The sequence below is a fragment of the Phocaeicola sp. RTP21359st1_B8_RTP21360_211022 genome, from assembly GCF_040911965.1.
Classification (GTDB): Bacteria; Bacteroidota; Bacteroidia; order Bacteroidales; family Bacteroidaceae; genus Phocaeicola; species Phocaeicola vulgatus.
Genome location: NZ_JBDFXP010000001.1, coordinates 134,912 through 150,288, shown reverse-complemented (window position 1 = coordinate 150,288; position 15,377 = coordinate 134,912). Strand labels below are relative to the sequence as shown.

The window sequence follows — 15,377 nt, the reverse complement described above, 5'->3', positions numbered from 1 at the left end:
TTTGTATATCTAATATTTTTCACTCGTTTTGTGTGCGTACACGGAAATTATAAGAATGCGTGTGCTATTTTAATAAGTATCTATTATTCTCATAAAAATTGTAATTGTTTCCTTTTAGAATAGAATATAAATAACAATAGTGATTTATATTATTTCACATTCACGGAAAAAATGGACTTTAAATTTTTGTTTAACTTAATATTTTATTATGAAATTTACAAATGAATTAAGAGGAGTGAAAAGCAGACTTCTTCTGTTTTCAGTGCTGTTACTGATACCGGTGATGATGTTTGCTCAGAGCATTACCGTAAAAGGTACTGTACTTGATTCGGCAGGTGAAGCCGTTATTGGAGCTTCCGTTGTGGAGAAGGGAAATCCTTCCAACGGAACCATAACTGATTTTGACGGAAAGTTTACTTTGGCCGTGTCTAAAGGAAAAAGAATTGTTATTTCTTTTGTAGGTTACGAAACGCAAGAAGTGGATGCGGTTACCGGAAAAGAACTGACAATTACGCTGCAAGATGATTCACAAGCGCTTGAAGAGGTAGTAGTGCTGGGTTACAGTAGCAGGGCTCGTAAAGATCTGACTGGCTCAGTAGGTTCCGTGTCTGGTGTGAAGATTGCTGCTGTACCAGTTACTTCAGCCGCTGTGGCTTTGCAGGGAAAAATAGCTGGTGTGCAAGTAACTACGGTCGATGGTGCTCCAGGGGCAGATATTAACATTCGTGTTCGTGGAGGTACGTCTGTGACCCAGAGCAATGATCCTCTTTACATTGTCGATGGTTTTCAGGTGGATAACATCAATGATATTCCTCCTACAGACATTGCTTCTATTGATGTATTGAAAGATGCTTCTATCACGGCAATCTATGGAGCTAAGGGCGGTAATGGTGTAGTGGTTGTTACTACTAAATCGGCCAAAGCTGGAAAAATACAGGTAAGTTTCAATGCCCATTTGTCTACTAGTCATTTGTCTAAAAAATTAGATTTAATGAATTCAGCAGAGTTTGCACGTTATCAATATGAATGGTCGGCGTGTAATGGTAGCCGTTCTAGCAATGCCAAATTTTTCCGTGCTAATTTTGGCAATCCGCAAGATTTGGATATGTATTATTCTTTGCCTACTCATGACTGGCAGGATGAGGTAATGGGAGAGAATCCTATCAATTATTCTACTAATGTAACTATTGGTGGAGGTACAGATAAGATGCGCTTCACTGCTTCTCTTACTCAAAGCGAAGATAAAGGTATTATTATGGGGTCGGGTGTGCGCCGTACCAATTTGAATATCAAGACAGCTATTGATATAACTAAAAATTTGACATTGCATATCAATCCTAAATTTACGTTTCGCCGTGATCAAGGAGCTGGAGGTGATAATATTGGTACAGGCGGTATTATTGATGTACTCCGTTATAGACCCACTAACGGATTACGTGAATTCGGATATATAGATCCTTCTTATGCTGACCCTGATGAAGAAGCATTGTTTACTTATACTAATCCGAAAAGTGATATTGCCATTAATCAACAGAATAAGTATGCTTATAACTATACTAATGCTATTTCATTGGAATGGAAGCCTGTTAAAGGATTGGTGCTTCGTACAGAAGCCACTCTTAGTTTAAACTGGAAAGATCAATATCGTTTTTGGGGTGCCTTGACAGGTGAAGGTACAAAAAATAATTCGTTGCCTGTAGCAAGTATTCAGAAAGATCAGTCTTTTAAATATATTTGGACTAACACGGCATCTTATGGCTTTTCTATTAAAGATAAGCATAATTTTTCCATGTTATTGGGGCAAGAAATTTATCATAGCCAAAATAAGAAGAACTTCCAAAAGAATCGTTATTTCCCACGTGCATTTGAGGCTGGACAGGCTTGGGATAATATGGGATTCGGTACACCGCAGGAGTCAACTTCATCACTTTCGACTCCAGATCGCACTGCTTCTTTCTTTGGGCAGGCAAGTTATAACTATAACCACAAATACTTACTCTCTGTAACTATGCGTGCTGATGGTTCCACTAAATTTGCTCCAGGTAATCAATGGGGATATTTCCCTTCAGTATCAGGTGCTTGGGTGCTTTCAGAAGAAAAGTTTATGGAAGATATAAAATGGATTGATCAGTTAAAACTTCGTGCAGCTATAGGGTTGGCAGGAAATAATCGTATCAGTGATGATATGTGGCGTTATTTATATACTGTTAATTCTACCGGCGGACCTGGATTTGGAGAAGCAACTCAGTTTGGAGAGCAATGGTATGGTAATCAAGGGGGTACTACTTTTGCCAATAAAAATATTAAATGGGAAACTACATTAACTCGTAATCTTGCTGCTGATATCACGCTTTTTAATGGTCGTCTCACTGTTACTCCGGAGATTTATTGGAATACGACGAAAGATTTACTTTATAAATCGGACATTCCTTCAGCAACTGGTTATGTAAGTCAGATGCAAAATATTGGACAAGTAACTAATAAAGGGGTTGAATTAACTATATCAGGAGATATTCTCAGTGGCAGGGATTATGTGCTTTCCGCAAATCTTTCTTTAGGTATGAATAAAATGAAAGTTGATAAATTAAATGGTACAGACAATGTGATTTGGGATCAGAATAACCGTTGGAAATCAAGTTACAATGATTATTGTTTGAAGGTGGGTGACCAAGTAGGACTTATTTATGGTTTTGTATATGATGGTTTATATTCAATGGATGAATTCTATTTTGATCCCACTAATAACTTGCAAGCAGTACCTTGGGGATCAACGGCCGCTGAAAACGGAACTTCGAAAGATGCACCTATTATGGATGCAGACGGTGTGGAACATCCAAAAACAATAATCAATCAGATTTCAGGAGATTCTAATTCAGGCATAGCTACTCTGCCGGGCAAAGTCAAGTTCAAGGATTTGAATGGTGACGGATATATCACAGAAGATGACCGTACTGTTATAGGTAATACCAATCCAAAAGTGCAGGGAGGTTTTGGATTAAGCGGACAATGGAAGGGTTTTGATTTTGCCATGAACTTCAACTTTATGCTTGATTTTGATGTGAATAATGCGACAGCTTACCAGCTTTCCTCATCCGAAAGCAATAAGAATAAGTTCTACAATGTGCTTTCCACATTTGCCGACAAAGGTTGGCGTTATACCCGTGATGGTGATGGCGAATGCTTGTACAAATGTTACTATATTGATGGTTCGTTGGATATGTACCGTGAATTAAACGAAGGTAGGACACTTTGGAATCCGACGGATGTGACAAAAAAAATAACTCATTCCTATTTTATCGAGGATGGATCGTTTCTGCGTTGTCAGGATTTGACTGTTGGCTATACGTTACCTGGAAATCTGACTTCTAAATGGGGGATTTCGAAAGCTCGTTTTTATGTGTCAGCCTCTAATTTGTTTATTATTACTGGGTATTCGGGTTATGATCCTGAAGTGGATATTCAGACAGGATTAACTTGTGGTATGGACTATAACCGTTACCCACGTAGTCGCAGTTTTGTACTAGGTACTAATATTACATTCTAAATTTGAAAGCACATGAAATTAAAAAATACTTTAATAATAGGATTAGCAACTTTGACTCTAATATCATGCAATGATTTCCTTGACGTGGATTCTCCATCAAGTTACAATGAGGACTTTGTGTTCAGCCAAGAAACAGAAATTAGCCGTGCGTTGAACGGTGTTTATGCTTCTATCTTGGTAGGTGATCTTTATGGCAGTGCCTATCAGAAAACTTTTAATTTGAACAGTGATGTTGATATGCAGATGTATACAGGTAATGTAGCAACCCATAATAGCTATGCACGTTTTGATTGTGACGATCAAGGTGGCGAAATTGATAAATATTGGAGAGCTTCTTATAAAGCTATTGAAGATGCTAACCGTTTTATCCGGGGTGTAGAAACTGGTCCGCTTTATAATGAAGAGAATACCGCTGTTATGCAGATGTTGGGCGAAGCCAAGTGTCTTCGTGCTATGGTTTATCATGATCTGGTAGTGATGTTCGGGGATATTCCTTTCACTTTCCTGCCAGCCTCACAATTAGGTGATAATTATGTGATTCCTGTAATGAATCGCGAAGAAATCCAAAATAAACTTATTGAAGATTTGCAGGATATTGCTCCTAAGATGTCTTCTACTACAACAACAACAGTAGAACGTGCGTCTAAGGAGTTTGCTTGGGCATTAATTGCACGTATTGCATTGACTGCCGGAGGTTATTCACTTCATCCGGATAAAAATAATGCAAATAGTTATGGTGTGATGAAACGTCCGGAAGATTATCAGAAGTATTATCAAATCGTAAAAGAATATACTAGCCTGGTTATTGCTTCGGGGACACACTCTGTAGGCACTTCTTATCAAGATATTTTTACCAAGGAAAGCAATTTTGAAATTATTGCTAAAGGTGATCCTATTTTTGAGATTCCTTTTGCTAAGGAGTCTACAGGTAATACAGGGTATTCCCAAGGACCTACATCAACCGTTAATGAAGGAAAGACATTGGGTAAGAATGTATGGGGAGAATCTAAAGGTGATATACGTTTGAGTGCTTTTTACCGTTATTCATTCGATGAGAATGATAAGCGTCGAGATTTTATTAATGGACTTTGGTATTATGGTAACAGTGCTAATAATGCTACTCAGGATTCTTGTATGATTCGTGCGGATTATACTGTCCATAATAATAAATGGTCTAAATTATGGGCGAATGCGGGACAGTTTACCAATTTGAGTGCCAGTAATACAGGTATTAACTTCCCTTATATGCGTTATACGGATGTTTTGTTGATGAATGCCGAAGCTGTTAATGAGTTGGAAGGACCTACTGCCACTGCTCAGGAGTCACTTCGTCAAGTCCATGCACGGGCATTCGATGACCAAAGTGTTGTTTCTGCCTATATTGCTCAGGTGGCTTCTTCTAAAGAAACTTTTTTGAAAGCCGTGCTTGATGAACGTAAATGGGAGTTTGCGGGTGAGAATATGCGCTGGAGAGATCTTGTCCGTAATAATCTTTATGGACAGGAAATTGTTTATAGTTTTTTGCGCTATCTTTCTGTAGGAATGTCTAATGCCGGTTCTTCTACTGGCTTCGAAGATGATATAGCTGAACATGATGGTAGTGCTTATTTGGATGATCTTCCCGAATCTATGTATTACCATGTTCTTCCACAAACGGTTGAATGGCGTGTGGATGTAAATCAAGTTTATGGCTATCCTTATCCCAATAAGATATTGGATATGCTCTATATTTATAATCCTTACAAATCAGCTAATCAACCAGCGACAGCTTTGGTAGCTGTTGATGGAGCAACTTGGAAGATGGCGGAATTTTATCAGTGGAGCAATGATTCGGAGCCTACTAACCAATGTAAATATTCATTCTATGGATATATTCGTCATACAGAACAAGGAATGATTGTGTTGGTCAAAGATGGAACAGAATCACCACTGGATGGTAATTCTGTTCCTGAGGTGAATGATTTACCTCCTGTACGTTATATTTTACCTTATCCTAATGCGGCTATCCAACGCTCAGCAGGTGTATACAAGAACTATTATGGCTATAAATAATTTATAAAAGGACAGAATGATGAAAAAAATATTTTTATATGCATTAATGTTATTTTCAGGTTTCTCATGTATTTCGTGTTCTGATGATGAGAAAGGAATGGCAAATATAGATAGAGAATGGATGACTATGTTCATTTGTGATAATAATAGAGGAAAAGGGGATGACTATGCTTATAATTGTAAAGCAGAGGGACCGAATGGCAATGATATTCATCTTTATTGGTATGGAGTGAATAACTGTGCGGGCTACCAGATTCGTCAGGCACTACAGCCAAATGTTTCGGGTGGTGCAGATGCTTGGGGTACATCTGCCGAAAACGGTCTTTTGTTACTAGATACCATTGTAGGACCGGAGGTCCTTGATTTAGTTATTAAAGATCAACAGTATTCCACTGATTATCGTTTTGCTATTCGCGTGTTATCAACAAAAGATGATAATGTGACTGATTTTTCACATGCATCCAAATGGTATGGACATGGTGATGGCAGACAGTGGGCAGAATGGATGGGCATTACCACTTCTGATCGATATGCAACTCCATTCTGTGTCTATGTAGATGCTTCTAAGACTACACAGACTACTATGCGTGTGATGTTGAATCGTGCTTTCAAAACTGTAACAGAAGGGGTATCAGACGATGATAAGGCTATTTATCGTGAAAAATTTCAGCTTGATGCTAACGATAATTTTGTTTATCAGTGGTTGGAAGTAGATCCGTCTCCTAATAATCCTGAATCAACAGTGAATGAAAAATGGAGAAAATATAAATTAACCGATGAGGATTTTGAAAAGGGATATGTAGATATTGACGGACTTCAGAAAAACTCTGTTTATGTGATTAATGTTCGCAACGAGAATGTGAAGGTAAAATGGGATGCATATTACAATACTTGTTCTGCCCGCTCAGACGGAGAACCGGGAGAGCCTATTTTAGTAACTCATGACTTAAGTGCTCCAAGTCGTGACCGGTTTGATTCAGATGAAGCTTATCAAAATGCTTTGATACAGCACGAGGCTGCTCTGAAATACAATGCAATGCGTATTGATTTCCTTTTAACAGACTTCATTTCCGATGTAAATTTAGCCGAAGGACAGACTTATTATTTGGAAGGTGGAAAGACTTATTGTATGTTTGATAATTTAACTACCTGCAAAGGTTTTGTTCTTCGTACTCGTCCTGAGGATGTAGCAGCAGGTAAACGTGCTAAAGTATTGTTAGGTGGTATGCATATGACAGGTACTAATGTTAATTCTATGAATTTGATGTTCGGGCGCCAGCCACAAGCTGGAGAAGGAGGAGAAATTTATATGAAGATGCTCGAATTTTATGATATTGATTTCGATTGTCCAATGGCTCTTACTTATGGTGATAATGTTGCCGGTTTGGGTTCGGCTACAGGTAATTATTTCATTAATATGTTTTCTAATGGTATGGCTGTACATTTGGAAAGTTTTGTGGTGAAAAATTGTACTTTCAAGCGTCTGGTACGTGGGTTCATTCGTGAGCAGGGGCCTAATTACAAAATTTGGGATCATGTCTTGATAGAGGATAACCAGTTCTTTGACTGTGGCTATTATAGTAATGGTGCCGGAGGTTATCCATGGATTGCCGGTTCCGGGAATAATGCGAATTCTAATTTATATAAGGACTTTGTGGTTCGTGGAAACACTTTCTATGATTGTCCGTTCCCTTCATTTTTCAGTGAAACCAAGCAGAGTGCATGGAAGGGAGGGGCATGGAATATAACGTTTGAAAACAATACTTTGGTTAACTGGAACACTCGTGCGGCAGGAAATATTTTCAATATGCGTAATATTCCAGATGGAAGTACTTATACGGTGAAAAATAACCTGATTGTTTTGACCAAGCAGGACGGTGATGTCCGAAAGATGACTATGGCAGGAGCTGATATCCGTAAGACAATGACTATGGCAGACGGTACAGCCGGACATGTGACATTGAATTTTGACAATAATTATTCTACAAATACTTTTTTATCCAACGGACAAATTTTTAGCAATAATCCATGGACTGCGACTAAAAATAATTTTGGCACCTTGGTCAACAATGGTTCTGCTACTTTAAATGGAACATTGGAAGTTTTTGTTGATGATATTTCTCCATTAGAACTGATGGTAAGTCCAAATCCACCACATAAGGCTACTGCTGATAACGATCAATATATGCATCGTGCAGATGCACTTGATGGTACGGCTGGAGAGCATGGTGTAAACTTGTATTACAATCAGACAGGTAAAGTTATGGAGTCAAAAATTTATCAGTTGAACATTGGTGCGGCTAAATGGCGTAATGGTTCTGCTAGATAGTAGAATGGGGTTTGATAAGTTTTATAGTTATTATAATGTGAATGTCTTCTGAGAATCTTTGGATTTTGAAAGACAGATATTTGATAGAAAAGCCGATCTGTGATAGATAGGCTTTTTTATGTATAGGTAAAGGGGCAGAGTATCAAAAATTGTATAGGTTTGATGATGTCTGTGCAAAATCTGCCTGAAAAAGACCAAATATTCTCTGTATTCAGATTGGAAAACGCATAATTTTGTTTGCTGGTTTTTATCAAAACATATAGGAATAATGAAAAATACATTCAAAAAAGTGTTTATTGGCTTTATGGCTTTTGCCATGGCAACCGGCTCCTTTGCGCAGCAAAGAGCTCATAAAAAGGATAATGAGTCGTATCCTAAGGAATGGAAACAAATAGCACGTATGGAGCAGGATTCTTTCTTTCTGACAGATGAAGCTCGGCGGATTGCTGAAAATGTATTGGCTTTTCAACGCTGTACGGGCGGTTGGCCGAAGAATATAGATATGGCCCGCCGCATGAATGATAAAGAGCTGGCTAAAGTGATAAAGGATAAATCACGTCGTGATGATTCTACGATAGATAATAATGCCACAACTGCCCAGATGATTTTTTTAGCCCGTCTTTATAGGCAGACTAAGGATATACGTTATCGGGATGCTTTCCTCCAGGGAGTGGAATATTTGCTGAGTGGTCAATACGAAAACGGAGGATGGCCGCAATTCTGGCCCGGTCCGCGTGGTTATCAGGTACATATTACTTTTAATGACGATGCCATTGTCAATACATTGAATATGATACGTGATATGATGAATCACAAAGCGCCTTATGAGGATGATTTGATAGACAAGACTTTGTGTGTACGTTTGGGAAAAGCCTTTAATAAAGGAATAGAGTGTATACTGGCTACACAAATTATAAAGGATGGAGAACCTTCTGTGTGGTGTCAGCAGAATGATAGGGAAACATTGAAGCCTGCACCGGCACGTGCGTATGAGTTGCCGTCTTATTGTTCGGCGGAGAGTGCCGGAATTGTGCGTCTGCTCATGGAATTACCTGCACCCGACGCACGCGTGAAGCGGGCGGTTCACGGAGCCATGAAATGGTTTGACAGGTATAAACTTACCGGTTTGAAATGTGAGCGTATCGTGCTGGCAAATGGTGAGCGGGATACTCGTCTTGTGGAAGATCCTCAAGCCAAGCCTATTTGGGCGCGTTATTATGATTTGAAATATTGTGAACCGTATGTATGTGACCGTGACGGGCTGCCACGTCGCCATTTGGAAGAAATAGGAACAGAACGTCGTAACGGATATAGTTGGTACAATAGCAGACCGGCTGAGCTTTTTGCCATATACAATGCATGGGCGGACAAATATGATCCGAAGCATAAAGTGGCAATCAGTCTGGCAACCAAAGGAGCGAATGAAAACGGGCTTATCGAAATGTATCGTCGTCCTATGGCAGAGCGTACGGCTTTTGATGTGGTGGTAAAGCCGGGAGAGAGTATTCAGGCAGCTATTGAAAAGGCTCCGGAAATTCCGACAGTACCTTTTAAAATCTTATTGCTGAACGGAACGTATCATCAAAAAGTGATTATTGACAGGCCTAATATTGTTTTGGTGGGGGAAAACCGTGACAGTACGCGTATTGTCTTGGCTGAAACAGCCCAGACACGTGCCATCACGGAATATCATGGACGTCCGGTAGGCAATGGTGTCATTGTGTTGCAGGAAGGTGCGGATGATTGTGTTATTAGCGGACTGACTGTTTACAACAATTACGGAACTGCCGTTGAAAATACGACCATCCATCAGATGGCGATTTTTGGACGTGCCACTCGTACCATCATCATCAACAGTAATGTATGGGCCGATGGAAACGATGCCCTTTCCTTGTGGGCGCCCGGAAGCAATGGTATGTATTATCATGCCGATCTCTATCTTCGTTGTCCGGGTGTGGATTTTCTTTGTCCTCGCGGATGGTGCTATGCCACACGCTGCTATTTTTATGGTGATAGCCGTGCCATGATTTGGCATGACGGACGAGGTGACAAGAACAAGAAACTGGTTATTACCAATTCTTCATTTGATGCTAAGACACCGACACTTTTAGGACGCTATCATCATGATTCCCAGTTTTATCTCATCAAATGTAAAATGTCGAAGAATGTGCTTGACGGGAATATTCATTATGCTTATTCGGATAAAGTGCTTGATCCCTGTCCGTGGGGGCTACGTACCTATTATTATGGTTGTACCCGTGAAGGAGGGCATAGTGGCTGGTTAAACGATAATTTAAAGGAGGCGGAGAATGCTCCGGAGTTTTATGGCGTTACCGCCAAGTGGACATTCAATGGCAAATGGGACCCCGAACAACGTATCAGAGATCTTTGGAATGTGTTGGCCTACTAATTTAACAGTTTGTAATATGAAAATGCCCCCTGTTTTATGCTGTATTGTTTTTTTGTTTGTGTCAATGTTATCTGCTGTTGCCCGACAGCAGGAGAAGCCCCGGGTTATTGTCACTACGGATGGTGAGATTGACGATCAAAGTTCTATGATTCGTTTTCTTATGTATTCTTCTGATTATGATGTCGCAGGCATTGTTCAAGTCAATGGGGTACAGAAAGACGGACATAGTAAAGATAAATGGATCGAATCACAAATTGCCAAATATGCGGAATGTCTGCCTAATTTGAGGAAACATAATCCCGATTATCCCGATGCTGAATATCTGCTAAGTGTCTTGGCGGTTGGTAATGAGAACAGAGAGGACTTGCATAAATTGCCTCCTTTACTGTCTGATAGCGAGGGGGCACAGCTCATCATAAGGACATTGCTTGATTCTGATCCGAGGCCTGTTCATATTTTAGCATGGGGTGGAGCCAACACCCAGGCCAATGCCTTATGGCAGATCAAGCAGAAATATTCTGCTGCAGAATGGGCAAAAGCGGTATCAAAAGCCAGATTATATTGTATTTGGTATCAGGACGGCGGTGGAAAATGGATAGAACAGAATCTTCCTGAAATCATTATTTATGAATCGGGCGCACCGGATCATGATGGAGGATGGAGATATGTATGGGATTACATGAGTGTGGATTATTATTTTAAGAACAGACTTAGTAAAAATTCAAAAGAGTTGCAACAGATCATGGATAAACCTTGGTTGGCTGACCATATTAAGAATGGGCACGGACCACTGTGTGCCGCCTATCCTCAGGAATATACCAGTGAGGGGGATACTCCTTCTTTTATGCCTCTTATACGTAATGGACTTGAACAGCATACAGACTATACATTAGGAGGATGGGGAGGACGCCCGGAGTATAAAAATGGCAATCACATGCAAGATGGGAATGATTTGAAAAACGGTGTGCCGGATTCGCATTATACTTTCCAGCGTTGGTTGCCTGCTATACAAAATGACTGGGCGGCTCGTGCCGACTGGTGCGTGGCTGATGAATATTCAAAGGCAAATCATCAACCTGTTGCCCGGATATTGGGAGAAAGTGTACGCACAGTCCGGCCGGGAGAAAAAATAATACTGGATGCCTCTCCTTCATTTGACCCTGATAAAAATTCATTGTCTTACCAATGGTGGCAATATCGGGAAGCAGGCAGTGTGCAAACAAAGGTGGCTATAAAGCACGTCGATGAGAAGAGGGCGGAGATAATTGTACCGGATAATCCGGGCAAACAGTTACATTTGATACTTGAACTTACAGATAATGGAACGCCTAATCTAAAGTCTTATAAAAGAGTGATTCTGAATGTGAATTGACTTCCTGTATGAATTTTCATCTGTACTGTCATGTTGTTTTGAACAGGAGGCCTACACTTCTTCCATCCGCTCCAGCTCCCATCCCCGGAACTGTATGATAATACAGTGCAGCTTCGTGTTCTGCACCAACTGCCGTACCCGGAGTGCGGCAGCATATTCGTTAATCTGTTTCACCGCTTCCTGCCATTGCGTCCGGGTTTTCTCTTCCGTGTCCTTCACCGACAGATATTTCAGTTCAAGAATATAGCTATGCTTCACCTCGTAGCGCATCAGGTCCGGCATGAGGAAGAGGTCGCAGTAACCGTGGCTCAGTTCCATTTCCGGAGCCATCAGGTAATAAGCGTTTACGCTGAGGTAGGCGGTGAAGAAACCCTGTATATTTCGCTCGCCTTCCATGGCACTGCGTACAGATGAATTTTCCTTGTAGGCATGGGCAATGAATTCCAGTGTTTCGCGCCAATGGCCTTCGTAAGCCATTTCATCGAACAGGTCCATCAAATTGTTCAGGTTGATATGGCGTTTGTCCTGGTACTCCTCCAGCATGAATTCGTAATACTGTTTGCGCACATTATAGTTGGGGATACTCAATACCAAGCGGCTGCCGCGTGTGGCAGTGATGGTCAACATGCCATAATAGAAGAGCAGGCTGGGGAAGATTTCGGGTTTGGCGATTTCCTTGGCCGGGAAGGTGGTGATCAGGTTGGTGATAATTTGCCCTTCTTCGGTGATTTTACGTAATACGCCCTTGCGGTTGCCGTCCAGCTTGTCCAGCTGGATTAGTTTCTTCATTTTGTTGTAGTCCGTACGGGTGTTGGGATCTATCATCTCTTTAGGAGATTTGCCCAGCGTGATGTAATTGCGCAGGTAGTAAAGTACCATGTCGCAATTGAACATTTTCGGGTCGCGTTCCAGGCTTTCTTCTGCGAAACAGTAATTATTATACCACGGTTTCATCTCCCGGATCATTGCTTCGATGTCCGCGTCGATCGGGAGCTGTCCGGCATCCTTATAATATTGGAACATGGTGCGCACGTCCGTTTCGCTGAATCCCAGCATCATGTTGAACTGGTAGTCGGTACTGATATTCCAGCCGATGTTGAATCCGCTGGTCAGGTCGTCCAAGGTGACGGGGCTGACGCCGGTCATGAAGATGCGCTCGAACATGCCTTTGAATTTCTTGAATATTTCACGGTAGAATCCGCTGGCATGGGTCAGGGCATGATAAATGTCTTTTCCCTGCTCGTTCAGAACGATGTTGGTAAAGTTATCGTATTCGTCGATGATGAGGTAAAGTTTCATTCCGGATTCAGCCGCATGCAGGTTCAGGTAGTTCAACTTGCTGACAAAGTCGGGCTGTTCTTCCATCTTTTGTGCAAATCCGGGAAAATAATAAGGCTCATACACTTTGCCGAACAGGTCCATCACCATGCCGCAATAGTTATTGAAATTTTCTTCCAGTGAACCGCTTCCGCCACTGGCGCGCGAGAAATCAAGATACACCACCTGAAATTTTCCTTGCAGGGGGGTGGGGCGGCTGCCTATCCATAGATTGCCGAAGCGTTTCTGGAACTTTTCTTTTTGTGCTATGTCATAATACGCACGCAGCATACTCAAAAAGATACTCTTGCCGAAGCGGCGGGGACGGATAAAGAACAGGTTCCGGGGCTGTTTTTCCAGCAAAGGCAGATACATGGTTTTATCTACATAGTACATGTTCTGCTCTGCCACTTCCACGAAGTTGGCAATGCCATAGGGGATTTCTTTTATATTTTCCATCATTGCTTCTGTTGTCTTTAGTTCGTATCCGGATGCCAATACAACAAAGATAGTCTATTCTTCCTGAAGGAACAAAGGAAATAAAGTTTTTAATAGAAAGAAGATGTTCAAGGTAAGTTATGCGCTTGAAAGAAAATTCTTTATTACTCCCCGCTAGATTTCTATTGGGTCGAAAAAAAGGGCGTGCCAAAAGCCATGTTTATTATTTAGACCTTTTGGCACACCCTCTTGGTGGATTCTGAAATCAGTTTCTTATTTCTTCTCTGCCGCGGCATGTGGATAGTCAATCGTATAATGCAGTCCGCGACTCTCTTTCCGTTCCATTGCCTGACGGGTGATCAAATACCCGATGTTAATCATGTTACGCAGTTCGCAAAGTTCGCGTGAAGCCTTACAGCGTTTGAAAAGACGCTCGGTTTCTTCATATAAAATATCCAATCGGTTCCAAGCACGGATTAATCGCGTATTACTGCGCACAATACCTACATAAGCTTCCATAATCTGGTTCACCTCTTTCATGCTTTGGGTTATCAGTACCCGTTCTTCATTGTTCATGGTTCCTTCATCGTTCCATTCGGGGATATCCTCATTGAAGTCATACCGGTCGAGTACATTTAGTGCATGTTTGGCTGCCGCGTCCGCATAAACCACTGCTTCTATCAGCGAATTGGAAGCCAGACGGTTACCTCCGTGCAGACCGGTACATGAACATTCACCGATGGCATACAAACGGTTGATGCTGCTCTGTCCGTCCAGATCGACTTTGATACCTCCGCACAGATAATGAGCAGCCGGAGCCACAGGAATATAGTCCTTAGTAATATCAATGCCTAGGCTGAGGCATTTTTTATAAATATTGGGGAAATGTTTTTTTGTTTCTTCCGGATCTTTATGCGTCACATCCAGATATACATGATCTTCACCGCGCTGCTTCATTTCGTTATCAATGGCACGTGCTACGATATCACGTGGGGCCAATGACAGGCGTGGATCATATTTTTGCATGAATTCTTCGCCACTTTGATTCTTTAAGACAGCACCGTAACCGCGCATGGCTTCGGTGATGAGGAAACTAGGACGGTCTCCCGGATGAAAGAGGGCGGTGGGATGGAATTGTATAAATTCCATGTCCTTTACTGCTCCTTTGGCACGGTACACCATAGCAATGCCGTCTCCCGTAGCTACCAGTGGATTGGTTGTATTGCGGTATACCGCTTCGCATCCGCCTGTTGCCATTACAGTTACTTTGGACAGGAACGTATCCACTTCTCCTGTTTTCTCATTCAATACGTAAGCACCGAAACATTTGATGCCTGGTGTATGGCGGGTGACGATAATTCCCAAATGATGCTGGGTAATGATTTCTACCGCATAGTGATCTGTAAATATGGTAATATTGGGATGAGCTTTTACCGCTTCTATCAGGCTGGTTTGTATTTCAGCTCCTGTATTGTCTTTGTGGTGCAGGATACGGAACTCGGAATGGCCTCCTTCTTTGTGGAGGTCGAATTCTCCATCCTCTTTTTTATCAAAATCCACTCCCCATTTTATCAGTTCCTGGATTTGTGCAGGTGCTTCTCGCACTACTTTTTCTACAGCCGCGCGGTCACTGATCCAATCGCCGGCAATCATCGTGTCTTCAATGTGTTTCTCGAAATTGTCTACTTTCAAGTTGGTAACAGATGCTATACCTCCCTGAGCAAAATAGGTATTGGCTTCTTCCAGTCCTGCTTTACAAATCAGGGCGACTTTACCTTTGTGAGCTACTTTCAGTGCGAAGCTCATTCCGGCAAGTCCTGAGCCGATAACAAGGAAATCGAATTTTTTAACCATGATAATATGCTTTATGGGTGCAAAGCTACGAAAAACCTTTATTCATTGTACCTTTTGCTCT

Annotated in this window: 7 protein-coding genes; 5 read left to right on the top strand and 2 right to left on the bottom strand. The window is 41.4% G+C overall.

Translation table 11 applies throughout. The annotated features are described in order from the left end of the window. The first annotated feature begins 208 nt into the window (after positions 1-208). From AB5062_RS00550 to AB5062_RS00530, 5 genes are all read left to right on the top strand, one after another. The gene (locus tag AB5062_RS00550) at positions 209-3,544 is read left to right on the top strand and encodes a TonB-dependent receptor (RefSeq protein WP_005844109.1); all 3,336 of its coding nucleotides are present in this window, start codon (positions 209-211) and stop codon (positions 3,542-3,544) included. Positions 3,545-3,556: 12 nt separating this feature from the next. Further along, positions 3,557-5,596 carry a RagB/SusD family nutrient uptake outer membrane protein gene (locus AB5062_RS00545; RefSeq protein ID WP_005844111.1) on the top strand — a complete coding sequence of 680 codons (2,040 nt, stop codon included), beginning with the start codon at positions 3,557-3,559 and terminating at the stop codon, positions 5,594-5,596. A gap of 19 nt (positions 5,597-5,615) precedes the next feature. Further along, entirely contained in the window at positions 5,616-7,925 is a 2,310-nt protein-coding gene (locus AB5062_RS00540) for a hypothetical protein (RefSeq protein WP_032938936.1), read from the top strand. A gap of 268 nt (positions 7,926-8,193) precedes the next feature. Then, entirely contained in the window at positions 8,194-10,335 is a 2,142-nt protein-coding gene (pelA, locus tag AB5062_RS00535) for a pectate lyase (RefSeq protein ID WP_032952946.1), read from the top strand. A 16-nt stretch (positions 10,336-10,351) separates the two neighbouring features. Continuing rightward, positions 10,352-11,707 carry a DUF1593 domain-containing protein gene (locus AB5062_RS00530; RefSeq protein WP_032953005.1) on the top strand — a complete coding sequence of 452 codons (1,356 nt, stop codon included), beginning with the start codon at positions 10,352-10,354 and terminating at the stop codon, positions 11,705-11,707. Between the two features lie 51 nt (positions 11,708-11,758). Here AB5062_RS00530 and AB5062_RS00525 read toward each other — a convergent pair whose 3' ends face one another. Further along, on the bottom strand, positions 11,759-13,486 hold the full coding sequence (locus tag AB5062_RS00525; RefSeq protein WP_117615942.1) for an ATP-binding protein: 1,728 nt from the start codon (positions 13,484-13,486) through the stop codon (positions 11,759-11,761). 249 nt (positions 13,487-13,735) lie between these two features. Next, on the bottom strand, positions 13,736-15,316 hold the full coding sequence (nadB, locus tag AB5062_RS00520; protein WP_005844122.1) for an L-aspartate oxidase: 1,581 nt from the start codon (positions 15,314-15,316) through the stop codon (positions 13,736-13,738). Between the last annotated feature and the right edge of the window lie 61 nt (positions 15,317-15,377).